Source organism: Streptomyces sp. NPDC032161, from assembly GCF_040636995.1.
Classification (GTDB): domain Bacteria; phylum Actinomycetota; class Actinomycetes; order Streptomycetales; family Streptomycetaceae; genus Streptomyces.
Genome location: NZ_JBEZVN010000018.1, coordinates 1 through 26428, shown reverse-complemented (window position 1 = coordinate 26428; position 26428 = coordinate 1). Strand labels below are relative to the sequence as shown.

At 72.2% G+C, this 26428-nt stretch carries 24 protein-coding genes; 13 read left to right on the top strand and 11 right to left on the bottom strand.

The features are described from left to right. Positions 1-45 precede the first annotated feature (45 nt). The 3 genes from AB0E67_RS25085 to AB0E67_RS25075 are packed head-to-tail and all read left to right on the top strand — an operon-like array spanning position 46 to position 3447. The gene (locus AB0E67_RS25085) at positions 46-753 is read left to right on the top strand and encodes a succinate dehydrogenase (RefSeq protein WP_362030703.1); all 708 of its coding nucleotides are present in this window, start codon (positions 46-48) and stop codon (positions 751-753) included. 1 nt (position 754) lies between these two features. Then, positions 755-2704 carry a fumarate reductase/succinate dehydrogenase flavoprotein subunit gene (locus AB0E67_RS25080; RefSeq protein ID WP_362030701.1) on the top strand — a complete coding sequence of 650 codons (1950 nt, stop codon included), beginning with the start codon at positions 755-757 and terminating at the stop codon, positions 2702-2704. Beyond that, positions 2701-3447, top strand: coding sequence for a succinate dehydrogenase/fumarate reductase iron-sulfur subunit (locus AB0E67_RS25075; RefSeq protein WP_362030699.1), 747 nt, complete (start codon positions 2701-2703; stop codon positions 3445-3447). Before AB0E67_RS25080 ends, AB0E67_RS25075 begins: the two co-directional genes overlap by 4 nt. Positions 3448-3519: 72 nt before the next feature. On the opposite strand, the gene AB0E67_RS25070 is transcribed toward AB0E67_RS25075, so the two are convergent. The 3 genes from AB0E67_RS25070 to AB0E67_RS25060 form a co-directional block, all read right to left on the bottom strand. Further along, positions 3520-5283 (bottom strand): glycosyl hydrolase family 18 protein, encoded by a 1764-nt coding sequence (locus AB0E67_RS25070; RefSeq protein ID WP_362030697.1) that lies wholly within the window; start codon positions 5281-5283, stop codon positions 3520-3522. Between the two features lie 251 nt (positions 5284-5534). Then, on the bottom strand, positions 5535-7952 hold the full coding sequence (gene uvrA, locus AB0E67_RS25065) for an excinuclease ABC subunit UvrA (RefSeq protein WP_362030695.1): 2418 nt from the start codon (positions 7950-7952) through the stop codon (positions 5535-5537). Between the two features lie 191 nt (positions 7953-8143). Then, complete coding sequence (locus AB0E67_RS25060; RefSeq protein WP_362030693.1) at positions 8144-9514, bottom strand: polysaccharide pyruvyl transferase family protein; 1371 nt, start codon at positions 9512-9514, stop codon at positions 8144-8146. Positions 9515-9995: 481 nt separating this feature from the next. On the opposite strand from AB0E67_RS25060, the gene AB0E67_RS25055 reads away from it, so the two are divergent. Then, positions 9996-10484 (top strand): hypothetical protein, encoded by a 489-nt coding sequence (locus tag AB0E67_RS25055; RefSeq protein ID WP_362030691.1) that lies wholly within the window; start codon positions 9996-9998, stop codon positions 10482-10484. A 79-nt stretch (positions 10485-10563) separates the two neighbouring features. Here the strand turns inward: AB0E67_RS25055 and AB0E67_RS25050 are convergent, their stop codons facing one another. Then, on the bottom strand, positions 10564-10779 hold the full coding sequence (locus tag AB0E67_RS25050) for a dodecin (RefSeq protein WP_362030689.1): 216 nt from the start codon (positions 10777-10779) through the stop codon (positions 10564-10566). Between the two features lie 200 nt (positions 10780-10979). On the opposite strand from AB0E67_RS25050, the gene AB0E67_RS25045 reads away from it, so the two are divergent. From AB0E67_RS25045 to AB0E67_RS25035, 3 genes are all read left to right on the top strand, one after another. Next, positions 10980-12236, top strand: a complete 1257-nt coding sequence (locus tag AB0E67_RS25045; protein ID WP_362030687.1) for an extracellular solute-binding protein — start codon at positions 10980-10982, stop codon at positions 12234-12236. A gap of 354 nt (positions 12237-12590) precedes the next feature. After that, a complete protein-coding gene (locus AB0E67_RS25040) occupies positions 12591-13406 on the top strand; it encodes a GNAT family N-acyltransferase (protein WP_362030685.1) in 816 nt (271 codons plus the stop codon). After that, positions 13403-14308 (top strand): lysophospholipid acyltransferase family protein, encoded by a 906-nt coding sequence (locus AB0E67_RS25035; protein ID WP_362030683.1) that lies wholly within the window; start codon positions 13403-13405, stop codon positions 14306-14308. Before AB0E67_RS25040 ends, AB0E67_RS25035 begins: the two co-directional genes overlap by 4 nt. Here AB0E67_RS25035 and egtD read toward each other — a convergent pair. From egtD to egtA, 4 genes are all read right to left on the bottom strand, one after another. Continuing rightward, positions 14251-15213 carry an L-histidine N(alpha)-methyltransferase gene (egtD, locus tag AB0E67_RS25030; RefSeq protein WP_362030681.1) on the bottom strand — a complete coding sequence of 321 codons (963 nt, stop codon included), beginning with the start codon at positions 15211-15213 and terminating at the stop codon, positions 14251-14253. The two genes, AB0E67_RS25035 and egtD, sit on opposite strands and share 58 nt — an antisense overlap. Continuing rightward, the gene (egtC, locus tag AB0E67_RS25025) at positions 15210-15965 is read right to left on the bottom strand and encodes an ergothioneine biosynthesis protein EgtC (RefSeq protein ID WP_362030679.1); all 756 of its coding nucleotides are present in this window, start codon (positions 15963-15965) and stop codon (positions 15210-15212) included. The genes egtD and egtC overlap by 4 nt, the downstream gene beginning before the upstream one ends. Continuing rightward, the gene (gene egtB / locus AB0E67_RS25020; RefSeq protein WP_362030820.1) at positions 15965-17266 is read right to left on the bottom strand and encodes an ergothioneine biosynthesis protein EgtB; all 1302 of its coding nucleotides are present in this window, start codon (positions 17264-17266) and stop codon (positions 15965-15967) included. Before egtB ends, egtC begins: the two co-directional genes overlap by 1 nt. A 65-nt stretch (positions 17267-17331) precedes the next feature. Next, positions 17332-18651 carry an ergothioneine biosynthesis glutamate--cysteine ligase EgtA gene (gene egtA / locus AB0E67_RS25015; RefSeq protein ID WP_362030678.1) on the bottom strand — a complete coding sequence of 440 codons (1320 nt, stop codon included), beginning with the start codon at positions 18649-18651 and terminating at the stop codon, positions 17332-17334. Positions 18652-18801: 150 nt separating this feature from the next. Between egtA and AB0E67_RS25010 the strand changes: the two genes are divergently transcribed. Next, on the top strand, positions 18802-19638 hold the full coding sequence (locus tag AB0E67_RS25010; RefSeq protein WP_362030676.1) for a TIGR02452 family protein: 837 nt from the start codon (positions 18802-18804) through the stop codon (positions 19636-19638). Here the strand turns inward: AB0E67_RS25010 and AB0E67_RS25005 are convergent. Beyond that, the gene (locus AB0E67_RS25005) at positions 19623-20090 is read right to left on the bottom strand and encodes a type II toxin-antitoxin system PemK/MazF family toxin (protein WP_362030674.1); all 468 of its coding nucleotides are present in this window, start codon (positions 20088-20090) and stop codon (positions 19623-19625) included. The two genes, AB0E67_RS25010 and AB0E67_RS25005, sit on opposite strands and share 16 nt — an antisense overlap. Before the next feature lie 146 nt (positions 20091-20236). Between AB0E67_RS25005 and AB0E67_RS25000 the strand changes: the two genes are divergently transcribed. Both AB0E67_RS25000 and AB0E67_RS24995 read left to right on the top strand, forming a co-directional pair. Beyond that, positions 20237-21259: a LacI family DNA-binding transcriptional regulator gene (locus AB0E67_RS25000; RefSeq protein ID WP_362030672.1), complete on the top strand. Its 1023-nt coding sequence runs from the start codon at positions 20237-20239 to the stop codon at positions 21257-21259. 267 nt (positions 21260-21526) lie between these two features. Continuing rightward, entirely contained in the window at positions 21527-21937 is a 411-nt protein-coding gene (locus AB0E67_RS24995; RefSeq protein ID WP_362030670.1) for a hypothetical protein, read from the top strand. Positions 21938-22094: 157 nt separating this feature from the next. On the opposite strand, the gene trxA is transcribed toward AB0E67_RS24995, so the two are convergent. Next, the gene (gene trxA / locus AB0E67_RS24990) at positions 22095-22469 is read right to left on the bottom strand and encodes a thioredoxin (protein WP_362030668.1); all 375 of its coding nucleotides are present in this window, start codon (positions 22467-22469) and stop codon (positions 22095-22097) included. Positions 22470-22582: 113 nt separating this feature from the next. On the opposite strand from trxA, the gene AB0E67_RS24985 reads away from it, so the two are divergent. Next, entirely contained in the window at positions 22583-24022 is a 1440-nt protein-coding gene (locus tag AB0E67_RS24985) for an NAD(P)/FAD-dependent oxidoreductase (protein ID WP_362030666.1), read from the top strand. A gap of 352 nt (positions 24023-24374) precedes the next feature. Here AB0E67_RS24985 and AB0E67_RS24980 read toward each other — a convergent pair whose 3' ends face one another. Next, positions 24375-24986, bottom strand: a complete 612-nt coding sequence (locus tag AB0E67_RS24980; protein WP_362030664.1) for a histidine phosphatase family protein — start codon at positions 24984-24986, stop codon at positions 24375-24377. Between the two features lie 320 nt (positions 24987-25306). Here AB0E67_RS24980 and AB0E67_RS24975 point away from each other — a divergent pair, with 320 nt between their 5' ends. Further along, positions 25307-25525: a CbtB domain-containing protein gene (locus AB0E67_RS24975; protein WP_362030662.1), complete on the top strand. Its 219-nt coding sequence runs from the start codon at positions 25307-25309 to the stop codon at positions 25523-25525. 27 nt (positions 25526-25552) lie between these two features. After that, entirely contained in the window at positions 25553-26320 is a 768-nt protein-coding gene (locus AB0E67_RS24970; protein ID WP_362030660.1) for a CbtA family protein, read from the top strand. Positions 26321-26428: the final 108 nt, after the last annotated feature.

The window sequence follows — 26428 nt, the reverse complement described above, 5'->3', positions numbered from 1 at the left end:
TCATGTCTTGGACTGATGAGGCCGTTCGGCCCTAGCGTCGTGTCCATGGCATCGGCAACAGGGACGGACCGACGGCCGTCCGTGACGCGTACGCTCTGGGACTCCTCCGTCGGCAAGAAGACGATCATGGCCGTGAGCGGCCTGATCATGCTCCTCTACTTGGTCGCCCACATGGTCGGCAACCTGAAGATCTTCTTCGGTTCCGGCGAGTTCAACCGCTACGCGCACTGGCTGCGGACCATGGGCGAGCCCGTCCTGCACTACGAGTGGGCGCTGTGGCTGCTGCGCCTCGTGCTCGTGGCCGCCGTGGTGCTGCACGCCGTCTCCGCGTACCAGCTGAGCCGCCGCGACATCCGGGCCCGCCCCGTCGCGTACGTCCACAAGAGGCCGCGCGCGAGCTACGCCACCCGGACCATGCGCTGGGGCGGGATCATCCTCGGCCTCTTCATCGTGTGGCACATCCTCGACCTGACGACGGGCACGGTGCACTCCGGCGGCTTCCAGCCAGGGCACCCGTACCAGAACGTCGTCGACACCTTCTCCACCTGGTACGGCAACGTCATCTACATCGTCGCCGTGGTCGCCCTCGGGTTCCACGTCCGGCACGGCTTCTGGAGCGCCGCCCAGACCCTCGGCGCGGGCAACGCGGCCCGCGACCGCCTTCTCAAGACCCTTGCCGACATCCTCGCCCTGGCGCTGACGGTGGGCTTCGTCTCCGTACCCGTCGCCGTCATGACCGGAGCCGTGAGCTGACATGACCGACTACACGCACTACGAGACCGGCGCGCCCGTCACCGACACCAAGGCCCCCGACGGACCGATCGCCGAACGCTGGGACACCCGACGCTTCCAGGCCAAACTGGTCAACCCGGCCAACCGCCGCAAGCACACCGTCATCGTCGTCGGGACCGGCCTGGCCGGCGGTTCGGCCGGCGCGACCCTCGCCGAACAGGGCTACCACGTCGTCCAGTTCTGCTTCCAGGACTCGCCCCGCCGCGCCCACTCCGTCGCCGCGCAGGGCGGCATCAACGCCGCGAAGAACTACCGCAACGACGGCGACTCGATCCACCGTCTCTTCTACGACACGGTCAAGGGCGGCGACTTCCGCGCCCGCGAGTCCAACGTCCACCGGCTCGCCCAGATCTCCGTGGAGATCATCGACCAGTGCGTCGCCCAGGGCGTCCCCTTCGCCCGCGAGTACGGCGGCCTCCTCGACAACCGCTCCTTCGGCGGCGTCCAGGTCTCCCGCACCTTCTACGCCCGCGGCCAGACCGGACAGCAGCTCCTGCTCGGCGCCTACCAGGCGCTGTCGCGGCAGATCGCCGCGGGCAACGTCGAGATGCACGCCCGCACCGAGATGCTCGACCTGATCGTCGTCGACGGCCGGGCCCGCGGCATCGTCGCCCGCGACCTCGTCACCGGGAAGATCGACACCTACTTCGCCGACGCCGTCGTGCTGGCCAGCGGCGGATACGGCAACGTCTTCTACCTGTCGACGAACGCCATGAACTCCAACGCCACCGCCATCTGGCGGGCCCACCGCCGCGGCGCGCACTTCGCCAACCCCTGCTTCACCCAGATCCACCCCACCTGCATCCCGCGCACCGGCGACCACCAGTCCAAGCTGACGCTGATGAGCGAGTCGCTGCGCAACGACGGCCGGATCTGGGTGCCGAAGGCCAAGGGCGACAACCGCCCCGCCAACGAGATCCCCGAGGGCGAGCGCGACTACTACCTGGAGCGCGTCTACCCCTCCTTCGGCAACCTCGTGCCCCGCGACATCGCCTCCCGCGCCGCGAAGAACGTCTGCGACGAGGGGCGCGGCGTGGGACCGGGCGGCCAGGGCGTCTACCTGGACTTCGCCGATGCCATCCGGCGCATGGGCCGGGCCAAGGTGGAGGAGAAGTACGGCAACCTCTTCGACATGTACGCGCGGATCACCGCGGAGGACCCGTACGAGACACCGATGCGGATCTACCCGGCCGTGCACTACACGATGGGCGGACTCTGGGTCGACTACGACCTCCAGACCACCGTCCCCGGCCTCTTCGCCATCGGCGAGGCCAACTTCTCCGACCACGGTGCCAACCGCCTCGGCGCGTCCGCGCTGATGCAGGGGCTCGCCGACGGGTACTTCGTCCTGCCCTCCACCATCAACGACTACCTGGCCCGCAACCCGCGCCACGACGACGTCGACGCCTCGCACCCCGCGGTCGAGGAGGCCGTCGCCGAGACCGAGGACCGGCTCAACCTGCTGCTCTCCGTCGACGGCGACCGCACTCCCGACTCCTTCCACCGCGAGATCGGCGAACTGATGTGGGAGTACTGCGGCATGGCCCGCGACGAGCGGGGGCTGCGCACGGCGCTCGCGCGGATTCCGGAGATCCGCGAGGAGTTCTGGCGCCGGATCAAGGTGCCGGGCACCGGCGACGAGCTCAACCAGTCCCTGGAGAAGGCCAACCGCATCGTCGACTACCTGGAGCTCGCGGAGCTCATGTGCCTCGACGCCCTGCACCGCACCGAGTCCTGCGGAGGCCACTTCCGCGAGGAGTCCCAGACCCCGGACGGCGAGGCCGCCCGCCGCGACGAGGACTTCTCCTACGCCGCCGCCTGGGAGTTCTCCGGCACCGGCGAGGCGCCCGTCCTGCACAAGGAAGACCTCGTCTTCGAGTACGTCCACCCCACCCAGCGGAGCTACGCATGAAGCTCACCCTGCGCGTCTGGCGCCAGAAGAACGCCGACGCCACCGGCGCCATGTCCACCTACGAGGTGGACGGCATCTCGCAGGACATGTCGTTCCTCGAAATGCTCGACACCCTCAACGAACAGCTCATCCTCGACGGCGACGACCCCGTCGCCTTCGACCACGACTGCCGCGAGGGCATCTGCGGCGCCTGCAGTCTCGTCATCAACGGCGATGCCCACGGCCCCGAGCGCACCACCACCTGCCAGCTCCACATGCGGTCCTTCGAGGACGGCGACACCATCGACATCGAACCCTGGCGCGCCTCCGCGTTCCCGGTCGTCAAGGACCTGGTCGTGGACCGTTCGGCCTTCGACCGGATCATCCAGGCCGGTGGCTACATCTCCGCCCCGACCGGCACCGCCCCCGAGGCACACGCCACTCCGGTGCCCAAACCGGACGCCGACTTCGCCTTCGAGCACGCCGAGTGCATCGGCTGCGGCGCCTGCGTCGCCGCCTGCCCCAACGGTTCGGCGATGCTCTTCACCTCGGCGAAGATCAACCACCTCAACGTCCTGCCGCAGGGCGCCCCCGAGCGCGAGACCCGGGTCCTCGACATGGTCGCGCAGATGGACGACGAGGGCTTCGGCGGCTGCACCCTCACCGGCGAGTGCGCCACCGCCTGCCCGAAGGGCATCCCGCTGCCGTCGATCGCCGCCATGAACAAGGAGTGGCTGCGGGCGACCCGGAAGGTGCGTCGCTGAGAAGGCGTCGGGTTCCTGGCCCCGGAGGCCGCCCACCTCCGGGACCAGGAAGTCACTGGACGTCCCGCGCGGTCAGGACGTCACGGCGAGGTCGTCCGCGTAGACCGTGCCCTGCCCGTACCAGCCGTGCACATAGACGGTCACCTTGCCGGTCGAGCCGGTCGTGAACGCGACGGACTGCTTGGCGTAGCCGCTCGACGAACCCCAGGTGTTCGCCGAGGCGTCGCCCCGGACTCCGAGGTAGCCGTAGCTGCCCTGGAGCCAACCGCTCAGCGTGTACGCGGTGTTGGGAGCCAGGGTGAGCGTCTGCGCGCACTCGCCCGTCTGCGACGCGGTGGCCGCCACGGCGAGCGCGTGGCCGCCGCCGTGCACGGGCGCGGAGACGACCGAGCCACCGGACCCACAGGTCCAGGGACTCGGTGAACCCGTCTCGAAGTCGCCGTTCACCAGGGAGCCGTTGCCGCCGCCCGGACCGGACACGGTCAGGGTGAACGCGGCCGAGTGGCTGAGCGTGCCCGAGGCGCCGGTGACGGTGACCGGGTACGTGCCCGGCGCCGCGGACGCCGACGCGACGAGTGTCAGCTTCGAGGCGCCGCCCGCGGTGACCGAGGTCGGGCTGAGCGTCGCGGTCACACCGGCGGGCAGCCCGCTCGCCGTCAGCGCCACGGTCTTCGCGGTGCCCGAGACCACCGCGGTGTTCACGGTCGCCGAGACGGAAGCGCCGGGGGCGACGGTGGCCGAAGCGGGCGTGACGGACACCGAGTAGTCGTCCGTCACCGGACCCCCGCCGCCCGTGAAGGGCGCGAAGGTGTGGGTGAAGTACCACGTGTCCTGGGCGATGCCGGAGCAGGAGTCGCTGCCGCCGGTGCCGGGGCAGCCTCCGTTGTCGCGCTGGAGCGCCCAGAACGACAGGGTGTTGACCCCCTTGGACACGGCCCAGTCGTACACCACGGGCGCGTCCGCCGTGGTGAACGTCTCGGCGGGGCCGTAGTCGTCGATGCCCGGCATCTCGGTGATCCCGGTCATGCCCCACAGCTGCGCGTCGGTCTTCGACGGGTACAGCTCGGCCAGCTGGCCCTTGAGTCCGGTGATCGCCGTCTTGGTGTCCTGCGCCATGTTGTGCGAGGCGCCGTCGTAGTAGTCGAACGTCATCAGGTTCACGACGTCGACCCGGGTGCCGTTGGACACGGCGTTCTCCAGCACCGCCAGACCGCTGTCGGCGAGTCCGCTCGTGGTGGTGGGCAGGGTGTAGGAGATCTGGAGCGGACGCCCGTTGGCGGTGGCCCACTCCTGCACCTTCTTGATCGCCTTGTTGCGGCGGTCGATTCCGGCGTTGTTCTCCAGCGAGTTGTCCTCGATGTCCATGTCGAGGCGGGACACGTCGTAGGTCGTGATGACCTTCTGGTACGCGGCGGCGATCGAGTCGACGCTGGAACAGCTGTCGGCGATCTCCGTGCCGCCGTTGTCGGCCGTGTAGCCGCCGAACGACGGGATCACGTCGCCGCCGCGCGAGCGGATGGTGGTGAAGTCGGCGCCGAACTGCGACTGCGCGATGGGCTGATCGGGGTCGCCGTTCCAGTACGGCGTGCAGGAGCCGCGCGCCTCCGTCTGGATGAAGGCCATGGTCAGGTACTTCGCACCGGACTGCTGCGAGAGTGCGGCCGGACTGTCTCCGGTCCATGCCTCGAAGTACGGGGCGAAGACGTGCGCGGGCAGGGGAGTGGCGGCGGTCGCGGCGGCCTGCGCGCCGCCTCCCGATCCGAGGACCAGGCCGGCGGACGCGACGGTCGTCGCCAGAACACTCAGGAACGCACCGAGTGCGCGTGGACGTCTCATGGGGTCTGCTCCCAGCGGGGTGAGACAACGGGCGGATCGCAAGGCTCTGCCGCGCCCCGTCGAAGGGCGCGGCCCGTTCCTGTGAATCCCGGCCGGGGTCACAAGCCGCACGGCGCGGATAGGCCGCGAGGCATGCCCATGATTGGTCTGGACCAGCGCGCGGTCAATGTTCTTTGCCCATTCATTTCCGATTGCTTGCCTGAATCGGCAACTCGCCATGAGAAAGCCGTAGTTGCAGCGCGCCCGTTCCTTCAGCGGATTCCGAGGGCGGAGGCGAGGTACGGCGCCGTACGGCTGCCCTCCGCGCGGGCGACATCGGCGGGCAGGCCCGCCGCCACGATCCGCCCGCCCCGGTCGCCGCCGCCCGGCCCGAGGTCGATCACATGGTCGGCGCCCGCCACCACCGCCATGTCGTGCTCCACGACCACCACCGTGTCACCGGCGTCGACCAGGCCGTGCAACTGCCGCATCAGCACCTCGACATCGGCCGGATGCAGCCCCGTCGTCGGCTCGTCCAGCAGGTACACGGTGTGCCCCCGGCGGGTGCGCTGGAGCTCGGCGGCGAGCTTGATCCGCTGCGCCTCCCCGCCGGACAGCTCGGTGGCCGGCTGACCGAGCCGCAGATAGCCGAGGCCGACGTCGAGCAGCGTTCGCAGGCTGCGCTCGGCGGCGGGGGTCCCGGCGAAGAAGCCGGCCGCCGACTCCACCGTCAGATCCAGCACCTGCGCGATGTCGAGACCGCGCAGGGTGACCTCCAGGGTCTCGGGGTTGTACCGCGCGCCGTGACAGTCCGGGCAGGGCGCGTACGTGCTGGGCAGGAAGAGCAGTTCCACGGAGACGAAGCCCTCGCCCTGACAGGTCTCGCACCGCCCGCCCGCCACGTTGAAGGAGAACCGCCCCGCCCGGTAGCCGCGCTCCCGCGCCGTGTCCGTCCCGGCGAACAGCTTGCGCACCACGTCGAACAGCCCCGTGTACGTGGCCAGATTGGACCGGGGGGTACGGCCGATCGGTTTCTGGTCCACCTGCACGAGCCGGTCCACCGCCTCCACGCCCTCGGCCGACGCGCACCCGGCCGCGGGCAACGGTGCGGGCATGTCGGACGTGGACCGCCGGTCGGCCAGCACACCGGCCAGCACCTGGCCCACCAGCGTCGACTTGCCCGATCCGGAGACACCGGTGACGGCCGTGAACACACCGAGCGGGAACGCGGCGTCCACGCCCCGCACGTTGTGCCGGTCGATCCCGCCCAGCCGCAGCCAGCCCGACGGGGTACGCACCTCCCGCACCGGAGCGCGCCCGTCGCCGAAGAGAAAGCGCCGGGTCGCCGACTCCGGCACGTCCGCCAGGCCCGCAGGTGGGCCGCTGTGCAGCACCCGCCCGCCGTGCTCGCCCGCCAGCGGCCCCACGTCCACCAGCCAGTCCGCCCGGCGCACCACGTCCATCTGGTGCTCCACGACGAACACCGAGTTCCCGGCCTCCTTCAGCCGGCCCAGGACCGTCAGCAACGACTCGGTGTCCGCCGGGTGCAGACCGGCCGACGGCTCGTCCAGCACATACACGACACCGAACAGCCCGGACCTCAACTGTGTGGCCAGACGCAGCCGTTGGAGCTCCCCGGACGACAGCGTCGGGGCCGTGCGGTCGAGGCTGAGGTAGTCGAGGCCCAGCTCGGTGACCGTCTCGATCCGGGCCAGCAGGTCCGCCGCCAGCACCCGTGCCGTCTCGCCGCCGTCCGCCGCGTGCAGCACCTCGGCGAGCGAACCGAGCGGCAGCGCCGCGAGTTCGGCGATCGTACGGCCGGCGAAGGTGACGGCCAGGGCCTCGGGGCGCAACCGGCTGCCCTCGCACACCGGGCACGGCGAACCTGTCAGGAAGCGCTCGGCCTTGGCGCGCAGGGTGCGGCTCCTGGAGTCCGCGAAGGTGTGCATCACATAGCGGCGGGCGCTCATGTACGTGCCCTGGTACGGGCGTTGGATGCGCCCGGCCTCGCGCACGGGATGGACCGTCACCACCGGCTGCTCGTCGGTGAACAGGATCCACTCCCGGTCCCGCGCGTCCAGCTCGCGCCAGGGCCGGTCGACGTCGTAGCCGAGCGCGTCCAGTACGTCGCGCAGGTTCTTGCCCTGCCAGGCCCCCGGCCAGGCGGCGATCGCGCCCTCCCGGATCGACAGCGAGGGGTCCGGCACCAGCAGTTCCTCGGTGGTGCGGTGGACCAGACCGAGACCGTGGCACTCCGGGCACGCCCCGGCGGCCGTGTTCGGGGAGAACGCGTCGGAGTCCAGCCGCTCGGCGCCCTGCGGGTACTCCCCGGCACGCGAGAACAGCATGCGCAACGAGTTGGAGAGCGTGGTCACCGTCCCGACCGAGGAACGAGCGCCGGGCGCCGATCGGCGCTGCTCCAGCGATACGGCGGGCGGCAGCCCGGTGACCTCTCCGACCGCGGGCGCGCCGACCTGGTGGATCAGCCGCCGGGCGTACGGTGCGACCGATTCGAAGTAGCGGCGCTGTGCCTCCGCGTACAGGGTGCCGAACGCGAGGGAGGACTTCCCGGACCCCGAGACGCCGGTGAACACGGTGAGGGTGTCGCGCGGGATGTCGACCGACACGTCCTGGAGGTTGTGCTCGCGGGCGCCGCGCACCCGGACGTACGGATCGTGGGGGGTGGGCATGGCGTCGGACTCCGTACGAATCGGATCAAGGCTGATGGGCGCGAACAAACACTCCGATTCTAGGCGGATGCGGACGTGGCGCCGCGGGGCCCGGCCCGGCGCCGGACGCCCGGGACGGCACCCCGTCCGGGCGCGGGGTGCCGGTGGACGGGGCGTGGTGCCCCGGGGCGGGAGGCGTGCGGGGACGGCCTTCAGCGGGAGGGGCGCAGGGCGCGCTTGAGGGGACGGCCGACGGCGCTGCGGGCCCGCTGGTAGGTGGAGCGTTGGGTGGGAATCGCGGCCTTCTTCGCGAGCTGACGCTTGAGCAGGGTGTTCTGCGCGGCGAGCTCCGTCAGCTGCGTCTGCAGCCAGTTGAGACGATCCCCCATCGCGGCGGCGTCGTTGCCGTTCCAGGGCCGGATGCCCGGGGGGAAGGCCAGGGCGCTCATCCGTGCCTCGAACGCCGCGCCGCCGTCGCCGTGGGAGAAGGTGTTCTCCAGGCCGTTCTTGTCCAGGAAGCCCGTGAACCGTTCGAACCGTTCCTGGTGACCGCGCCTGAGCGGTCCGAAGTCCGCCTCCGCGTACAGCTCGGCGGGGTCGATGTCGGTGGGCACCTTCGTCAGCATCCGATGCGGGATGTCGAAGTAGCGGCACAGTTCCAGGGTCCGGGAGTCGCCGCAGAGCACGGTGGCGGGGGTTCCGGCGAGGAGCGCCGCGATGTTGCCGTGGATGCGGGAGCCGAAGGAGAAGTCGAAGCCCCGCAGGTCGTTCATCCAGGTGATCGGATCGATGTAGACCCGGACCTTGTCCTCCCGGTACATGGGGTGGTCGGGGTGGGTGGGGATGCCGGTCACGGCGGCGTTGGGGTGGGACAGGTCACGCCAGTGCAGCTGGCGCGCGTCGGAGAGGTTCTGGCCGACGAACCGGAGGTGGGGGTAGCGCGCGTGGGCGCGGTCGATGATTCGCCCGAGCTTGTGCTTGCGCACCGCGTCGTGCGATCCGTTGACGGCGATCCGGGACCCGGGGCCGAGCGGCCCGCCCTTCGCGCGGATGTCCAGCCGGGGGCCGTGGAGGAACATCGAGGGGCAGCCGATGACGTCCACGTCACGGAAGCCCATGTCCCGCAGATACCGCTCGGTGAACTCGCCGCGCACACCGATGGAGGCGCTGTGGTCGAGCACCGCCGACACGAACGCGTAGACCGTGTCCTTCATCGGACGCAGCCGCTCCGCCGAGTAGTCGACCCCGGTCTGGGCGCCCACGCCCGGGACGACGACCGGGATCCTCAGCTTGGTGATGAGCTGGGTCAGGCGTGCCAACTGCCGCTCGAAGGACGGGCGGAAGGCGTTGGCGAGCGGCACGACGAACACGTCGTACTCGCTGTTGATGCGCTCGGCGTCGGCGACCCGGGTGGCGATGCCGTTCGACACCACCTCCGCGCGCGGCGTCTCCAGGAGCTTGTGCGCGGCATCGCTGAAGATCAGATTGCCCGCGTTGGTGGCGAACACGTCCTCGTGCAGAGCGCGCTCCACGGGGACGACGTCGTAGGGACTCTTCCCGGAACGCAGGAGTATTCGCTTCACATGTTGAACGTTGGATGCCACAAACCTGAATATAGCTTTACGAATGCTTCAGGTTCCATGCGCATCCTGCACAACTTTTTGCCAACCATACGGAACGCAGGTACATGATCACACATCCCTGCGCGGGTGCGCGCGGTTCGTGGCGGACGGATCCGCGTGACCGCCGGCCGGCTCCCGGGGCCGGCGGTGGCCCGGCTCCCCGGATCCGACGGCCCTCCGAGCCCCGGGCCGGTCGGCCCCGACCGGATGCCGCGGTCCGCACGCGGACGTGCCGCCGGGGCGGCCGTCGCCCGGAGCCCGATGCCCGGCCCGCGGATGCTCCGGTGCATGGAGACGCATCCCACACGCCCCGAGTCCGGGACCCGGCACGCACGACGCGTCGGACCTGTCGCGGCGCCGGCCCGTGCGCGTCGCCGCATGGGTCGCCGTCGCGGGCGTACCGGCGCTCCTGGGTGCGTCGCCGATCTGATGTGATGGAGCGGTGAGAGACGACCACCGGCCGCTGGCCGTATTCGACTTGGACGGAACGCTCGCGGACACCGGTCACCGCCAGTACCACCTGGAAGGTGCCCGGCGCGACTGGAACGCCTTCTTCGCCGCGGCCGTCGACGATCCGCCGCTCCCCGAGGGCGTACGCCTCGTCCTGGTCAGCGCCGACGAGTGCGAGATCGGGTACCTCACCGGGCGGCCCGAGCGGTGCCGCCGGGACACCCTGGCCTGGCTGGCCGAACACGGGCTGCCCGAGGGGAAGTTGTACATGCGCCGCAACGACGACCGCAGGCCCGCCCGGCACACCAAGCTGGACGTCCTGAAGCGGCTGGCCCGCGAGCGCGAGGTACGGATGCTGGTCGACGACGACGAACTCGTCTGCGATGCGGCGGAACGGGCCGGTTTCGCGGTGGTGCGGGCCGGCTGGGGCGCGGTGTCGCCCGCACTCGTGGACGCGCAGGAGAGCCAGGGGCGTACCTGACCTTCGAGGGTCCCGGCGGCCCGTGCTCCGGCGATGGCGGACGTCCGGTGTTCCGGCGGTCCCCGCCGGTCGCGGTGGTTCAGCTTGGTTCGTCGAGTCGGAAGCCTACTTTCAGCCCCACCTGATAGTGCTCGATCCGGCCGTTCCTGATCTCTCCGCGAACCTCGGTGATCTCGAACCAGTCGAGATTGCGCAACGTTTCCGACGCCCGTGCGATACCTCTGCGGATGGCGTCGTCGACGCCCTCGTGGGAGGATCCCACGATCTCGGTGACTCGATACGTGTGGTTTGACATGCTTTGTCTCCTCTTCTTTTCTACCAAGGTGCCCCACCCTGCCCGGGTACGCGAGAGATTGGTGTGCAGAATGTGATGAACGGGGCTTGACGGAACCAATGGTCCATACCAAAATCCAGCCACGCCCGTGCGAGCACCGCCCGCAATCCCCCACACCGGGTTCTGGATTTCGTCGTGCCGATTCACAGAAGGTGAACCTGGTGAAGAACCGCTTGCTCGTCGGAGCCGTCGCGCTCGTTTCCGCTGTCGCGCTGAGCGGGTGCGGAATCATCTCCGGCGCGGACGCGTCCGGCAACAAGAAGGTCACGATCTGGCTGATGAAGAACAGTGTGTCAGCCGATTTCCTCAAGCGCTTCACGGAGGCGTACGAGGACGAGCACCCTTCCGTCGAGCTGGAGTTCAAGATCCAGAGCTGGACCGGCATCGGTTCGAAGGTCATGGACGCCCTCAAGGGCAAGGACACCCCGGACGTCATCGAGGTCGGCAACACCCAGGTGTCCCAGTACGCGGAGAGCGGCGGTCTGCGCGACCTCACGCTGGAGTCCGTGCGCGACCTGGGAGGCGCGGACTGGCTGCCCGGACTCGCCGACCCCGGCAGCATCGACGGGGTCCAGTACGGAATTCCGTGGTACGCGGCCAATCGAGTGGTGATCTACAACAAGGATCTCTTCGAGCAGGCCGGTATCGAATCCCCACCGAAGACCAGGGACGAGTGGATCGCGGACACCGAGAAGCTCGGCCGGAACGGCGACCAGGGCATCTACCTCGCCGGCCAGAACTGGTACGTACTCGCCGGATTCATCTGGGACGAGGGCGGAGAGCTCGCCTCCGACGGCTCCGGCGAGTGGGAAGGCACCCTGGACAGCCCCGAGGCGCTGCGCGGCATGAGCTTCTACAAGAAGCTCCAGGCGCTCGGCGACGGCCCGAAGGACTCGGACGAGGCGAAGCCCCCGCAGGCCGAGGTCTTCGCCAAGGGCGACGTCGGGCAGATCATCGCGGTGCCCGGTGACGCCGAGCAGATCGAGCGGCTCAACCCCGAACTCAAGGGAAAACTGGGCTACTTCCCGATACCGGGCAAGACCGCGAAGACACCCGGTTCGGTGTTCACCGGTGGGTCCGACCTGATCGTTCCGCAGAAGGCGGAGCAGCGGACCCAGGGCATCGAGGTGGTCAAGGCACTGGCGAGCCGCGCGTGGCAGGAGGAGCTCGCCAAGGAAATGAGCTACGTCCCCAACAAGCCGGAGCTCGCGCACGTCATCGAAGGACAGCCGGGTACGGCGGCGATGGCGCGCGGTGCGACGAAGGGACGCGCCACGCCCAACTCGCCCCAGTGGGCCGACGTCGAGGCCGACAACCCGATCAAGCCGTACATGACGGTCGTCCTGGAGGGCGGCGACGCGGAGAAGGCGGCGAGGGTCGCCTCGGAGAAGATCTCCGACCTGCTCGCGGGCAGCTGATCGACGCCTGAGCGGCCCGGACGTCACCGGGCGCGCATCGGCGGTGCGTACACCCGCGGCTCTCGCGCCCGCGGTGCGGACCTCTCCCGCCCCCGCGTCCCCGGTGCGCACCCACCGGTACGCGCTTCCCTCGCCCCCGTCCGCGCGGCGGCAGCCCGCGTCGGGGGCGCTCGGGGCACCCGACGGTGGACACACGGATCCGGCCGCACCCGGGATTCAGCCGCCGCACATCCGGGCTCTCCCGTCCGGTCATGTCGAATCCAGCCGGTCACGGAAGAAGTAAGGGGCCGGGCCCTCGCAGCGGTGCGACGGTGCCCGGCGGCCGCCCTTGCCGATCCGTCATCGGAGTCCGTCATGAACGCGCTGCCCGTCACCTCCCCGCCCACCGCCCCCGTCGTCCCGGCGCAGCCCATACCTTCGACCGCACCGCGCTACCGGGTGTCCCTCGCCGCGGACCAGGAGGAGGTGCGCGCGGCCCAGCGCCTGCGCCACCTGGTCTTCGCGGGCGAACTCGGCGCCCGGCTGGAAGGCCGCGAACCCGGCCTGGACAGCGACGCGTTCGACGCCTACTGCGACCATCTGCTGGTCCGGGAGCAGTCCACCGGCGACATCGTCGCCACGTACCGCGTGCTGCCGCCCGACCGCGCACGCATCGCCGGACGGCTCTACGCGGAGGGCGAGTTCGACCTCGGCCGCCTCGCCCCGATCCGCGACGACCTCGTCGAGGTCGGCCGGTCCTGTGTCCACCCGGCCCACCGGGACGGCGCCGTCATCGCGCTGATCTGGGCCGGACTCGCCCGCTACATGCAGCGCACCGGCCACGACTGGCTGGCCGGCTGCTGCTCCATACCCCTGGCCGACGGCGGTGTCGCGGCGGCCGGGGCGTGGGAGACCGTACGCACCAAGTACCTGGCCCCGCAGGACCGTTGGGTCACGCCCCACCGGCTCTGGCAGGCCGATGCGGCGGTCGCCGGACGCGCGGACCTGCCCACGGGACTCGGCACACTCCCGCCCCTGCTGCGCGGCTATCTGCGACTCGGCGCGCGGGTGTGCGGGGCGCCCGCCCACGACCCCGACTTCAACGTCGCCGACCTGTACGTCCTGCTCTCGCTGAGCAGCACCGACCCGCGCTACCTGCGCCACTTCCTCTCGCTCGCCCCGCTGCGATGAACCCCTGGCTGCCCGCCGCGCCCTGCACTCCGCGCGCCTGCGCCGCACACGAGGGCCCCACCCGGCCGCGCCCGCTCGCCGTGGCCCTGCTGTGCGCCGGCTGCGCGCTCCTCCTGGCCGGGGCGCTGTTCGCCCCCTTCGCGCTGCTGCTCGGTCCTGCGCGGCGGGAGCGGCTGATCCGCCGTTGGTCGCACGGGATCGTACGCGCCTTCGGCGTACGCGTGCGGATCACCGGCGGTCCGGTGTCTTCCCCGGGTGTCCCCGGGGCGCCGGGCACACTCGTCGTCGCCAATCACATCTCCTGGCTGGACATCCCTCTCGTCGCGGCCGTGTTCCCCGGCCGGATGCTGGCCAAGCGCGAGATAGGGGACTGGCCGCTGCTCGGCCCGCTCGCCGCCGCGGGCGGCACCCTCTTCGTCGACCGCGACCGGCTGCGGGCCCTGCCCGACACCGTGCGCGAGATCGCGGAAGCGCTGCGCGACGGCTCCCGGGTCGTCGCCTACCCGGAGGGCACGACCTGGTGCGGGCGGGGCGGCGGCCGGTTCGGCCCCGCCGTGTTCCAGGCCGCGATCGACGCGCACGCCGAGATCCGGCCCGTACGCATCAGCTACCGGACCCGGCCGCCGCGCGACGTCCCGCAGGGCGGCCGGGCGCCGGGGCTCGACGGGTCCGCGCCGACGGAGCGCCCCGCCCCGGCCGGCGCGGCCGCGTTCGTCGGCGACGATCCGCTCATGTCCTCGCTGTGGCGGGTGGTGACGTCCGCCGGACTGACCGCCGAGGTCCACGTCCTGCCGCCGCTCGCGGCCGACGACCCGCCGGACCGCCGGACCCTGGCCCGTCTCGCTCAGACGGCCGTCGCCAACGACAGCGCGAACCGCTCACCGGAATCCGTCCACCACTGATCCAGCCGCAGCCCGGCCCCGGCGAGCTCGGCGCGGACACCCTCCTCGCGGAACTTGGCCGACACCTCCGTACGCATCTCCTCACCCGCCTCGAAGGGCACCACCAGGTCGAGGGCCGGGATCTTCACCGTCAGCGTCGAACGGGCCCGCAGCCGCATCTCGATCCACTCCCGCTCCGGATCCCACAGCGCCACGTGCTCGAAGTCCGCCGGGTCGAAGTCCGCCCCCAGCTCCCGGTTGACGACCCGCAGCACGTTCCTGTCGAACTCGGCCGTCACCCCCGCCGCGTCGTCGTACGCGGCGACCAGCACCTTCTCGTCCTTCACCAGATCCGTGCCCAGCAGCAGCGCGTCGCCGGGGGAGAGCAGGGACCGCACCGACCTCAGGAACACCGCCCGCTCGTCCGGCAGCAGATTGCCGATCGTGCCGCCCAGGAACGCGACCAGCCGCGGCCCCGGGGTCCCCGGCAGCGCCAGACCGCCCGTGAAGTCGGCGATCAGCGCGTGCACGGAGAGCCCGGGCCGCTGCGCCAGCAGCGTCTCGGCCGCGCCGCGCAACGCGCTCTCGCTCACGTCGACCGGCACGTAGCTGTGCAGCCCGGGCAGCGCGTCCAGCAGGTGCCGGGTCTTGTCCGACGAGCCCGAACCCAGCTCGATCAGGGTCCGCGCCCCGGAGACCCGGGCGATCTCCTCGGCGCGGTCGATGAGAATCTCCCGCTCGGCACGGGTCGGGTAGTACTCGGGGAGCCGGGTGATCTCCTCGAAGAGCTCGCTGCCGTGCGCGTCGTAGAACCACTTGGGCGGCAGCGTCTTCGGGTACCGGGTCAGGCCGTGCAGCACGTCGGCGCGCAGCGCCGCGTCCGTCGCGTCCTCCGGCAGGGTGCGGGTCAGCAGGAAGGGGCTCACTGGGTCGGCTCCTTGAGCGGGGTCAGCAGAAGGTCGGCGCGGCTCGCCGTCAGCAGCGTCCGGTCGGGGACCTCGCGCCAGCGCGGGTCGTCGTCGTACGGCTCCGAGGCCACGACCGTGCGCGGACCGGGGCCGGTGAGGTACCAGAGGGTGTCGCCCCAGGCCGTCGCCACGATCGAGGTGCCGTCGGTCAGCAGCAGGTTCAGGCGTGAGCCGGGCGCAGCCGACGCCACGTCGAGCACGGTGTCGGCCACCGCCTGCGGCAGCGGGTACCCGTCGGCCAGGCGGTGTTGCACGAGGGCCCAGACCAGGGCCGAATCGCAGCGGGCGGTCAGGGACAGCAGCTCGGCCGGTGGCAGTGCGGCGGCGAGCGACGCAACGGAGCCGGGCCAGCCCTTCACCGCGCCGTTGTGACTGAACAGCACCTCGCCGGCGGCGAACGGCGCGGCGGCGGCCTCCCCGTCGGCACCGGCCTCGGTCGCGTCGCGCACCGCGGCCAGCAGCGCGGTGGTGCGCACGACCCGGGCCAGATCGGCGAACGTCTCGTCGCCCCAGACGGGGCCCGCGCGCCGGTACCGGCCCGGCACCGGGTCGCCGTCCGCGTACCAGCCGACGCCGAAACCGTCGGCGTTGACCGTTCCGTGCCGCTGACGGCGCGCCGCCCAGGACTGGCGCACCAGGCCGTGCGGCGGCCGGGTCAGCACCTCGCCGAGCGCCATCGACGGTCCCACGCAAGCGATATGTCGGCACATCAGGCATCCCTCGCGGTGCGGAACCCGGAGAAGATCTGACGCCGCACCGGCAGGTCCCAGTTGCGGAACGTCCCCCGGCACGCCACGGGAGCCACGGCGAACGAACCGCCCCGCAGCACCTTGTGGGCCGGACCGAAGAACACCTCGGAGTACTCGCGGTACGGGAATGCGGAGAAGCCCGGGTACGGCAGGAAGTCGCTCCCGGTCCACTCCCACACGTCGCCGATCAGCTGCCGCACGCCCAGGGCCGACTGTCCGGCCGCGTAGGCGCCCGCCGGGGCCGGGCGCAGATGGCACTGGCCCAGGTTGGCCCGCTCGGGGGTCGGGTCCTCGTCGCCCCACGGATAGCGCCGTGAACGCCCCGACGCCGGGTCGTGGCGCGCCGCCTTCTCCCACTCCGTCTCCGAGGGGAGCCGGCGCCCCGCCCAGCGGGCGTACGCGTCCGCCTCGTACCAGCTGACGTGGAGCACGGGCTCGCGCTCGGGCACCGGCTCGGTCACGCCGAAACGGCGGCGCAGCCACTGACCGGCGTCCCGGTACCAGAACAGCGGGGCGGTCAGCTCGTGCTCGCGGACCATCGCCCAGCCCTCCGGGGTCCACCAGCGCTCCCGCGCGTAGCCGCCGTCCTCGACGAAACGCAGGTACTCCCCGCAGGTGACCGGGGTGGAGTCGATGAAGAACGCCGGAACGTCGCGCACATGGGCGGGGCGCTCGTTGTCCAGGGCCCATGGCTCGGTCGACGTGCCCATCGTGAACGGACCGCCCTCGACCAGGACTTCGGCGGACGAGGGGCCCGCGTCGGTGGGCGCGGGCGGTTCCGGAGCGGTGAGCACCGCCGGACCGGAACGCAGCTGATGGGTGATCAGCATCGTTTCGTCATGCTGCTGTTCGTGCTGGGCGATCACGCCGAACGCGAACCCGGACCGGAGCAGCGGACGGTCGTCGCGCAGCACCGTACCGTCGAGGACGTCCAGCGCGCGGTCCCGTACCTGCGCGGTGTACGAGCGGGCCTCGGCGGGTGGCAGCAACGGCAGCGAGGGCCGGGTCGCCCGGGGGTGCTGGAAGGCGTCGTACAGCCCGTCGATCTCCGGGCGCATCGCCTCCCGGCCCGCCACCGTGCGCAGCAGCCAGAACTCCTCCTGGTTGCCGATGTGTGCGAGGTCCCAGACCAGTGGGGACATCAACGGCGAGTGCTGCGTGGTCAGTTCGTGGTCGTCCACGCTGTCGGTGAGCAGCGCGGTCCGTTCCCGGGCGGCGAGCAGTGCGGTCAGGGCGCGCCGGCGGAGCGCCTCGGTGTCCATGGGTTCCGTCCGGTCCGGCCCGGCCGAGCGGGCGGTGCGGGAGGTGCCGGGTGCGGGGGAGTGGGTCATGAGCGGTGTCCCTCGAAGTGGCCGGAGCCCTCCGCCGGTCGCGGCGCGAGCAGCCCGGGAAGATCGTCGGCCGGGCAGCGGCCCCGCGCGACGAAGCGGTCGTCGAACTCCGCGACCGCGTCCCGCACGGCCGTGGTCGCCCCGATCCGGGGCAGTGCCTCCAGCGCGGCCTCGAAGCAGACGGTGGCCGCCGCGCGCAGTTCCGGGTCGTTCAGCCCGTCACGGGCTGCGGCCACCCACAGAGGATTGCGTGGGGCGGGCCTCGGCCCTGCCGTCTCGGCGAGCGGCTTGACGGCGCGGTACACCGTCTCGGCGGCCTCCGGATCGTCGAACACGGCGGTCGCGACGGCGAGCGGCACCAGCCATCCGTCCGTGCCCGACTGCGCGTCGATCATGCGCAGTTCGAGGTGCCCGCGCGGGCGCACCGGCGGGAAGAGGGTGCTGAGGTGGTAGTCGAGATCGGCGCGCACCGGTGGTCTCGGAGCGCCGGTGCGGATCCACTCGCGGAAGGTCAGACCGTCCGGCACGATCCACGGCCCGGTGTCGTCCCGGACGCACATCACCGGCGAGTCCAGGACGTGCGCCGCCCAGGCGTGGCGGGGCGGCAGGTGGCCGACCGGGGCCAGCGAGCGCCGCGGATCGAGTTCGGCCCACAGCGACTGCCGGGCGGACCGCCACGGTGTGCGACGGCCCCGGCGCAGGGGCGAGTTGGCGAAGACCGCCACCAGCACCGCACCCAGCAGGTGGGCCAGCTGCCAGCGCCGCGCGTAGCCCAGCGGGCCGGGTTCCTCCTCCCCGGCGTCCAGGCAGACCTGGACGGACGCGGTGGTGCACATCATGGCGCGCCCGGCCGGGCCCGACCGGTCCAAGGAGATCTCCATGGCGTCGTAGCGCGGTTCGCGCAGCACGCGGCGAGGGGGATGCCAGGGGTCGAGGCCGAGCCCCACCGGCGCGAGATCCAGCCGGTCCAGGGCGCCGCGCACGGCGGCGAGGTCGGCGGACGTGGCCTCCACGCAGGCCATCAGGGAGTTCGCGGGCCGCGAGCTGAGCTCCAGCTGGCCACCGGGTTCGAAGGTGAGAGCCGCGCTCAGGGGCAGCTCCCGCAGGGCCGCGCGGGCGGCGTCGAGACGTTCGGGCGGGACCGGGACGCGAGGCCGGTCCCGGTGGTGGATGAGCCATTCGAGTTCGACCCCGACGGTGCGGGGCGGCCCGGTCTTGAAACAGATGCAACGCAGTAAGTCCTCCGCCCCGCCCTCGTCGAGGGGCGGGGCATGGACGGGCGGACCGTGGTAGCCCGATACGCCGTCGGATGACATGCCGGGACCTCCTTCTGCTCGGTTCGTCCGTACCACCCAAACCCCTGCGGAGGGATCGCACAAGAGTGCCCTTCCGCGTCGGAAATTCGATTGCACGGGTGCCCCCGGAGCGACGACGATGCCCGGTATGCACCACACGGGGGAGTATCGATGAGCGCACGGCTGCGCGCCATCGCGCGCGAGACCGAGGACATCGTGGCGGCCGGCCGCTACCGCACGCCGGACGGACGCGAGGTGGACATCGAGCGCGCCGTCACGGCCGCGCTCTCGGGCACCCGGCTGTACGGTCCGCAGCCGGTGCCCGTCGTGGCACTCGACACCGACCGCACTCCCGCCATCGAGGTGACCGACGAGAGCAGTCTGCGGGCGGCGCACCGGATGACCGGCGAGGCCCCCGGCAGGATCGCCGTCCTCAACTACGCCTCCGCCCGTAACCCCGGTGGCGGTTACCTCAACGGCGCACAGGCCCAGGAGGAGGCCCTGTGCCGCGCGTCGGCCCTCCACGCCACACTGCTGCGCGCGCCCGAGTACTACGCCCGTCACCGCGCGGAGCGCGGCGCCCTCTACACCGACCGGGTGATCCACACACCGGGCGTGCCGGTCTTCCGCGACGACCGGGGGCGGTTGCTCGACACCCCGTACACCGTCGGTTTCCTCACCTCCCCGGCGCCCAACGCCGGGGTCGTCCGGGACCGCACCCCCGAGGAGGCCCACCACATCCCCGCCGTCCTCGCCTCCCGCGCCGAACGCGTCCTGGAGGTGGCGGCGGTGCGCGGCTACCGCAGGCTGGTGCTGGGCGCCTGGGGCTGCGGTGTGTTCCGCAACGATCCGGAGCAGGTGGCCCGGGCGTTCCGGGCGCTGCTCCTGGACGGCGGGCGGTTCGCCGGGCACTTCGAGCAGATCGTCTTCGGCATCCTCGACCGTGCCCCGGATTCCGTTACCCGGTCCGCCTTCGCGCGGGTGTTCGGCGGTCAGTGCCAGCCGTAGCGCTCCCGCAGCCGGCCGACGACCCGGTCGAACCGCTCGCGGTCCAGGGCGCACGCCTCGCGCCGCATCCCGTCCTCGTGCACCCGCAGCACGCGGTCCAGATCGACCCAGGACGGCCGACCGGAGCCGTCCCACGGCCCGGACCCGAGCGCCACCCACTCCCGGTCCATGTCGTGCTGCTTGCTGGACAGTTGCACGGCGAGGAAGGCGCCCGCCGCCTCCCGCGCCACCACCAGCACGGGCCGGTCCTTGCCCCGCCCGTCGTTCTCCTCGAACGGCACCCAGGTCCAGACGATCTCCCCCGGGTCCGGCTCCCCGTCCCGGTCGGGAGCGTACGAGGTGCGGACGGGTCCCACGTCGCGCGGGTCCGCCTCACGGGTCGCTGAGGGGCCGGTGCGGCCGGGGACGAAGGCCGCGTCGTCGGTGTGGTCGTCATAGTGCTGCGCGTTCATCCCCACACCGTAGAACCCGGCCCGGACCGTCCGGCGGGCGGGGCCGCGGAACGGGTCGGTCCGGCCGGACTTCGTGTCCGACGGGGCGTCAGGTCGGCGCGATCGGGCCGCTCCCGGGGCCCGGGTCTGCGAGACTGCCCGACGCCATGAGCCAGTTACCGAAGCAACCCACCGAGGGCCCCGTCCCGACCAGCGCAGATGTGGCACGACTCGCCGGCGTCTCCCGGGCCACCGTGTCGTACGTACTGAACGACAGCACGACCGTGCGGATCAGCGAGTCCACCCGGCGCCGGGTCCGGGCGGCAGCCACCGAACTCGGCTACGTCCCGCACGCCGCCGCACGCAGCCTGCGCGCGGGACACAGCCGCACCGTGCTGCTGCCCACCGTCGACCTCCCGGCCGGCCCGCTCCACCACCGCTTCCTGTGCGAACTGGAATCCGGTCTGCGCGGCCTCGACTACACCGTGGTCCAGTACGGCAGCACCGGCCTGGGCGCCGACGAGGCGGCCCTCGCCTGGGCCGAACTGCGCCCCGTCGCCGTCGTCGCACCCGGCACCATCGCCCTCACCCCGCAGGGCATATCCACGCTCCGCAGATCGGGGGCCAGAGCCGTCGTCACCCTCGGCCCACGACCGGTGGCCGGTGCCCACGCGCTCGTCATGGACCAGCGGGAGATCGGCGGCCGGGCCGTCGGCCATCTGCTGGCCCGCGGCCGCCGCCGCATCGGCGTGATCATGCCGGAGGACCAGGGCCTCGCCCCGTACGCCGAACCCCGGCTCTCCGGGGCCCGGCACGCCGTGCGGAACCACGTGGCCCTCGTCGAACCCCTGCCGCTGCGGTACGAGGAGGACTCCGCCGCCCGGCTCGCCGCCCGCTGGCGCGCCCTGCGGCTCGACGCCGTGTTCGCGTACGACGACGCCCACGCCATGCTCCTGATGCGGGCGCTCCAGGACGCCGGGGTCGACGTGCCCGGCGAGACGGCGGTGATCGGCGCCGACGACCTGATGCTCGGCCGGCTGCTGCGGCCCCGGCTGAGCACGGTACGGACCGAAGCGGCCACGGCCCAGCCGCTCGCGGACCTCGTCGACCGGCTGGTGCGGCAGCCCGGCGGCGCCCCCGAGTACCACGACCTGCTCAGGGCCGAGGTGGTCCACCGCGAATCCAGTTGAAACCGCCCCGCCTCCCCGGGCCGCCACGCGCGGGCCGGGGAGCGCGCCCGCCCCGGGGGAGCGGCGACGTGCGCACCGCGCGCCGCTTGCCCAAGGGCTGTCCCGTATCGCTGGCGGGCGCACGACGACGGCTACGGCACCTCGCCGCGTTGTCGGAACGCCCGCATACATCCAGTAGGCGGGCGTCCCTCCGCCTCGCGACGCACCGAATCCGATGCCGCGCGCCGATCCACCAGGGACTACGGGACAGCCCTTAGCGTCGTGACCATGAGCCATCCGCAGAGTTACGAGATCCTGCTCGTTCCCGGATTCGCCGAGAAAGCCGCCGACACGTCCGCGACGGACGCCGGGAAGGACGCGTCGGAGACCGGTGCCGGGAAGGACACCTCCGGGGCCGGTGGCGCGACGGACACGTCCGGAACCGGAGCGGACGAGACCGGCGGCGGCGCCGGGAGCGACGACACCGTCGTCCTCCGTTCGGCCGTCGTGGCGGCGACCGGCGAGACGGGCGCATCGGGCTATCCGCGGTACGCGGGCGAGGGCATCGTGGCGGACATCGACCCGGCGACGCACACGGTCGAGGCACTGCTGGTCGACGGGGCCGAACTGGACTACGGGCTCTCCGTCCGCATCAACGAGCGCACCACCGACGCCCCCGGCGGCGGAGCCGACGCCTGAGCGGCCACGCCGGCCCCGCGGCGGGCACCGATCACCCGCACAGGCGACCGACGGGGGCACCGGCCCGGGGGCCGTCTTCGAACCGTCACCTGCCGTGCGGCGCCCGGCGCGTCCCCGCTCCCTCGGCCTCACTCCACGGGGGGAATCCCCGCCCCCTCTACTTCCCCTGCCCGTTCTTCTGCTTCTCGATCGACTGGCGGACCTCGTCCATGTCCAGCTTCCGAGCCTGGCCGATGACGTCCTCCAGCGCCGCCTCCGGCAGCGCCCCGGGCTGCGCGAACACGGCGACGTTCTCCCGGACGATCATCAGCGTGGGAATGGAACGGATGTCGAAGGCCGCGGCCAGCTCCTGCTGCGCCTCGGTGTCGACCTTGGCGAAGACCAGGTCCTCGTGACGCTCGGACGCCGCGTCGTACACGGGGGCGAACTGGCGGCACGGGCCGCACCAGGAAGCCCAGAAGTCGATCAGGACGAAGTCGTTGTCGCTGACGACCTGATCGAAGTTCTCCTTGGTGAGCTCGACGGTGCTCATGTTCTGTCCCTCTTTCTGTACGGCTCGGATCCGCCCGGCACAACGGTGCCGGCACGCGTCCTATTCCGCCTGCCCGTGTGGCCGTCGCCCACACCCGCGACCAGACTGTCCCCATGACAGATCCCTCCCTGAACGCCGAATACGACGTCGTGGTGATCGGAGCCGGGCCGGTGGGCGAGAACGTCGCCGACCGGGCCCGCGCGGCCGGGCTGAGCACGGCGGTCGTCGAGTCGGAACTCATCGGCGGCGAGTGCTCGTACTGGGCCTGCATGCCCAGCAAGGCGCTGCTGCGCCCGGTCGTCGCCCGGGCCGACGCCCGCCGCGTGCCCGGCCTCGCCGGGGCCGTACAAGGACCGCTCGACACGGACGCCGTCCTCGCCCACCGGGACGAATACACCTCGCACTGGAAGGACGACGGACAAGCCGCCTGGCTGGAGGGCATCGGCGCGGACATCTTCCGCGGCCTGGGCAGGCTCACCGGCGAGCGGACCGTCTCCGTCGCCGCCCCCGACGGCACGGAGCACCTGCTCACGGCCCGGCACGCCGTGGCCCTGTGCACCGGCAGTCGCGCCGTGGTGCCCGACCTGCCCGGCGCCGCCGGGGCCCACCCCTGGACCAGCCGGGAGGCGACCAGTGCCAAGGAGGTGCCCGGCCGCCTCGTCATCGTCGGCGGGGGCGTGGTCGGCACGGAGATGGCCACCGTCTGGCAGGCGCTCGGTGCCCAGGTGACGTTGCTGGTCCGGGGCCCGGGGCTGCTGCCGAGGATGGAACCCTTCGCGGGCGAACTGGTCGCACGGGCCCTGACGGAGGCCGGGGCCGACATCCGTACCGGAACCTCCGTGACCGCCGTGCGTCGCCCCGCCCCCGACGGGCCGGTCACCGTGGAGACGGACACCGGCGAGCGCGTCGTGGCCGACGAGATCCTCTTCGCCACCGGCCGGGCCCCACGCACCGACGACCTCGGGCTCGACGCGGTCGGCCTGACGCCCGGCTCCTGGCTCACCGTCGACGACAGCTGTCGCGTCGACGGCTTCACCTGGCTGTACGCCGTCGGCGACGTCAACCACCGGGCGCTCCTCACTCACCAGGGCAAGTACCAGGCGCGCGTCGCGGGCGCCGCGATCGCCGCCCGCGCCCACGGCACCCCGACGGACACCGGGCGCTGGGGGGCCCACGCGGCCACCGCCGACCACGCCGCCGTGCCGCAGGTGGTCTTCACCGACCCCGAGGCCGCCTCGGTCGGCCTCAACCTCGCCGAGGCCGAACGGGCCGGTCACCGCGTACGCGCCGTCGACCACGACCTCGCCGCGGTGGCGGGCTCGGGCCTGTACGCGGACGGCTATCGGGGCCGGGCCCGCATGGTCGTCGACCTCGACCGCGAGATCCTGCTCGGGGCCACCTTCGTCGGGCCGGGCATCGGGGAACTGCTCCACTCCGCGACGATCGCCGTCGCGGGCGAGGTCCCCATCGACCGGCTGTGGCACGCCGTCCCCTCGTACCCGACGATCAGCGAGGTCTGGCTGCGGCTGCTGGAGGCGTACCGGGACGCGTAGCCCCGGCGGATCCGCCCCTCCCAGGCGTCAGGGCGCGTCCCTCGCCGGGTGCTCGGACCGTCTCTCCCGGGCGTCCGTCCAGGAGCGACGGCTCCGGGCCCGACGCAGGAGCCGCGAGCCCCCGGGGCCGGTCCCGGCCGCTGCGCACGCCCGCCGCCGCGGTGACGGAGACGCCGACCGCCGCGGCGATGGTCGGCAGCGGCGGAGAGACCAGGAACGTCTCGGTGCCGTTCAGGAACAGCAGCAGATGGACACCCGTGTGCGTCGGCCACGGCATCCGGGCGGGCGGCGACCCGTCCGGCCTGGTCGCTCCCGGACAATCCCTTTCTCTCACAAGGAAATTGACGTGAGATCAGGGAACGCGGTCGCCGTCGCGACGGAGGGGCGGCGACAACGGCTGCCCGCAGCGCAGGTTCCACCGCCCTGCCCGGCCGCTGAGCCCGGTCAGTGTCAGCGGGGCGACGTCCAGCCGCCAGAACGACTCCGTCGGCAGCGCGAGCGCCCGGACGATCAGCGCCCGGATCACCGAGGGTTCGGCGACCACCAGCATCCGGACGTTCCCGTCGTCGGACCGCCCGGCCACGGAGTCCAGCCAGTCGGCGACCCGGGCGCAGAACGCCGTCAGCGACTCCCCGCCGTGCGGCGCCGCCGAGGGGTCGGTCAGCCACGCCGACACCGCCTCGGGTTCGCTTCCGCTCACCTCCGTCAGTCGCCGCCCGCTCCACCGGCCCAGCTCCCAGCCTCGCAGGGCGGGTTCGGGATCGGCCCGCAGGCCCAGCGCGTCGGCGGTTCCGGCACACCGCTGCGACGGCGCCCGCACATACCGGTCGGCCGCCGGTACCGCCGCGGCGGCGTCCCGGGCCTGCCGGACACCGGCCGCGTCGAGCGGTGCGTCACCGTCGAAACGGGCCTCGCGCAGCGCGGAGTTGAGAGCCGGCGAGACCGACATCACATGCACCGTCATGACCGGAACTCCCCCTGGAACCATGGACACCGAGTGCGCACACCATGGCATGCGGCCGTCGGCGGAGGGGGCGGTTCCCCACCACGGGACGCAGCGGCCCCCGGCCCCGGAGGATGCCAGGTCCGATCGCCGAAGGGCCCATGGTCGTGCCCGCTCCCAGACGGTATCGTCCGGGGGGACATGACGAAGGTGTGACGGAAGTCCGGTGAGAGTCCGGCACGGTCGCGCCACTGTGTACCCGTACCCGTACGGGAAGTCAGACCCAGCACCTTCGCCTCGGCACCACGATCGGGACGCGTGTTCCCCCAGGAGGTTCTGCCATGGCACAGACCGCTGCCGTTCCCACCACCGCCGCACCGGCGATCACCCCCATCTCCCTGAAGGCCATCGCCCCCTGGGCGGTCTTCTTCGGGATCCTCATGCTCGTCCTGCTCTACTTCGTCGGCGCCGAGCAGGGCGCCACCTCGCTCATCTCCGGCACAGGCGTGCACGAGTGGGTCCACGACGGACGCCACCTCCTCGGCTTCCCCTGCCACTGACGTTCCGTCCGACCAGGGGAAATCCACATGAACTCCATATCCGTCAGAGCCCTTCTCGTCCGGGGCATGCTCGCCGGGCTGATCGCCGGCGCGCTCGCCCTGGCCGTCGCGTACTTCCTCGGGGAGTCCCGGGTGGACGCGGCCATCGCGCTGGAGGAGGCGCACAGCCACGACCACGGCGGCGAGGAACTCGTCAGCCGCACCGTGCAGTCCACCGCCGGGCTCGCCACCGGTCTGCTGGTCTTCGGGGTGGCGATCGGCGGTATCGCCGCCCTCGTCTTCTGCTACGCACTCGGCCGGATCGGCCGCTTCGGACCGCGTGCCACCGCCGCCCTGATCGCGGGCGCGGCGCTGCTGTCCGTGTACGTCGTCCCGTTCCTGAAGTACCCGGCCAATCCGCCGGCCGTCGGCGACCCCGACACCATCGGCCGACGCACGGGGCTGTTCTTCCTGATGGTCGCGCTCAGCGTGCTGCTGGCCGTGGCCGCGGTCATCCTCGCCAGGCGGCTGGCCCCGCGCCTGGGGAACTGGAACGCGTCGGTGGCCGGGGCCGCCGCGTACGTGGCCGTGATCGGGACCGCCTATGCGTTCCTGCCCTCGTTCAACGAGGTCGGGCCGGACTTCCCGGCGACCCTGCTGTGGGAGTTCCGTCTGGCGACCCTCGCCGTACAGGCCACCCTGTGGGTCGTCTTCGGGCTCGTCTTCGGCCACCTGACGGAACGGCTCCTCGTCCCGGCCGCCGACACGGTCGGGGCCGGGGGCGCACCCGGGCGTGCCGCAGCGGTGGCCGGCTGACCACTTCCGTCGGCACCAGCGGCGGGGGGGGGGGGCCCCCCGCCCACCCCCGGCGCCCCCCCCCCCCCCCCCCCCCCCCCCCCCCCCCCCCCCCCCCCCCCCCCCCCC

Bases quoted from the DNA above. Each gene is read 5' to 3' on its own strand.
- AB0E67_RS25035 (WP_362030683.1), top strand. From the start codon at position 13,403: ATGAACCCCTGGCTGCCCGCCGCGCCCTGCACTCCGCGCGCCTGCGCC.
- AB0E67_RS25005 (WP_362030674.1), bottom strand. From the start codon at position 20,090: ATGAACGCGCAGCACTATGACGACCACACCGACGACGCGGCCTTCGTC.
- AB0E67_RS24995 (WP_362030670.1), top strand. From the start codon at position 21,527: ATGAGCCATCCGCAGAGTTACGAGATCCTGCTCGTTCCCGGATTCGCC.
- AB0E67_RS25085 (WP_362030703.1), top strand. From the start codon at position 46: ATGGCATCGGCAACAGGGACGGACCGACGGCCGTCCGTGACGCGTACG.
- AB0E67_RS25070 (WP_362030697.1), bottom strand. From the start codon at position 5,283: ATGAGACGTCCACGCGCACTCGGTGCGTTCCTGAGTGTTCTGGCGACG.
- AB0E67_RS24970 (WP_362030660.1), top strand. From the start codon at position 25,553: ATGAACTCCATATCCGTCAGAGCCCTTCTCGTCCGGGGCATGCTCGCC.
- AB0E67_RS25075 (WP_362030699.1), top strand. From the start codon at position 2,701: ATGAAGCTCACCCTGCGCGTCTGGCGCCAGAAGAACGCCGACGCCACC.
- AB0E67_RS24975 (WP_362030662.1), top strand. From the start codon at position 25,307: ATGGCACAGACCGCTGCCGTTCCCACCACCGCCGCACCGGCGATCACC.
- uvrA (WP_362030695.1), bottom strand. From the start codon at position 7,952: ATGCCCACCCCCCACGATCCGTACGTCCGGGTGCGCGGCGCCCGCGAG.
- egtB (WP_362030820.1), bottom strand. From the start codon at position 17,266: ATGGACACCGAGGCGCTCCGCCGGCGCGCCCTGACCGCACTGCTCGCC.
- egtC (WP_362030679.1), bottom strand. From the start codon at position 15,965: ATGTGCCGACATATCGCTTGCGTGGGACCGTCGATGGCGCTCGGCGAG.
- AB0E67_RS25040 (WP_362030685.1), top strand. From the start codon at position 12,591: ATGAACGCGCTGCCCGTCACCTCCCCGCCCACCGCCCCCGTCGTCCCG.
- AB0E67_RS24985 (WP_362030666.1), top strand. From the start codon at position 22,583: ATGACAGATCCCTCCCTGAACGCCGAATACGACGTCGTGGTGATCGGA.
- AB0E67_RS24980 (WP_362030664.1), bottom strand. From the start codon at position 24,986: ATGACGGTGCATGTGATGTCGGTCTCGCCGGCTCTCAACTCCGCGCTG.
- AB0E67_RS25080 (WP_362030701.1), top strand. From the start codon at position 755: ATGACCGACTACACGCACTACGAGACCGGCGCGCCCGTCACCGACACC.
- AB0E67_RS25000 (WP_362030672.1), top strand. From the start codon at position 20,237: ATGAGCCAGTTACCGAAGCAACCCACCGAGGGCCCCGTCCCGACCAGC.
- AB0E67_RS25010 (WP_362030676.1), top strand. From the start codon at position 18,802: ATGAGCGCACGGCTGCGCGCCATCGCGCGCGAGACCGAGGACATCGTG.
- AB0E67_RS25050 (WP_362030689.1), bottom strand. From the start codon at position 10,779: ATGTCAAACCACACGTATCGAGTCACCGAGATCGTGGGATCCTCCCAC.
- trxA (WP_362030668.1), bottom strand. From the start codon at position 22,469: ATGAGCACCGTCGAGCTCACCAAGGAGAACTTCGATCAGGTCGTCAGC.
- egtA (WP_362030678.1), bottom strand. From the start codon at position 18,651: ATGTCATCCGACGGCGTATCGGGCTACCACGGTCCGCCCGTCCATGCC.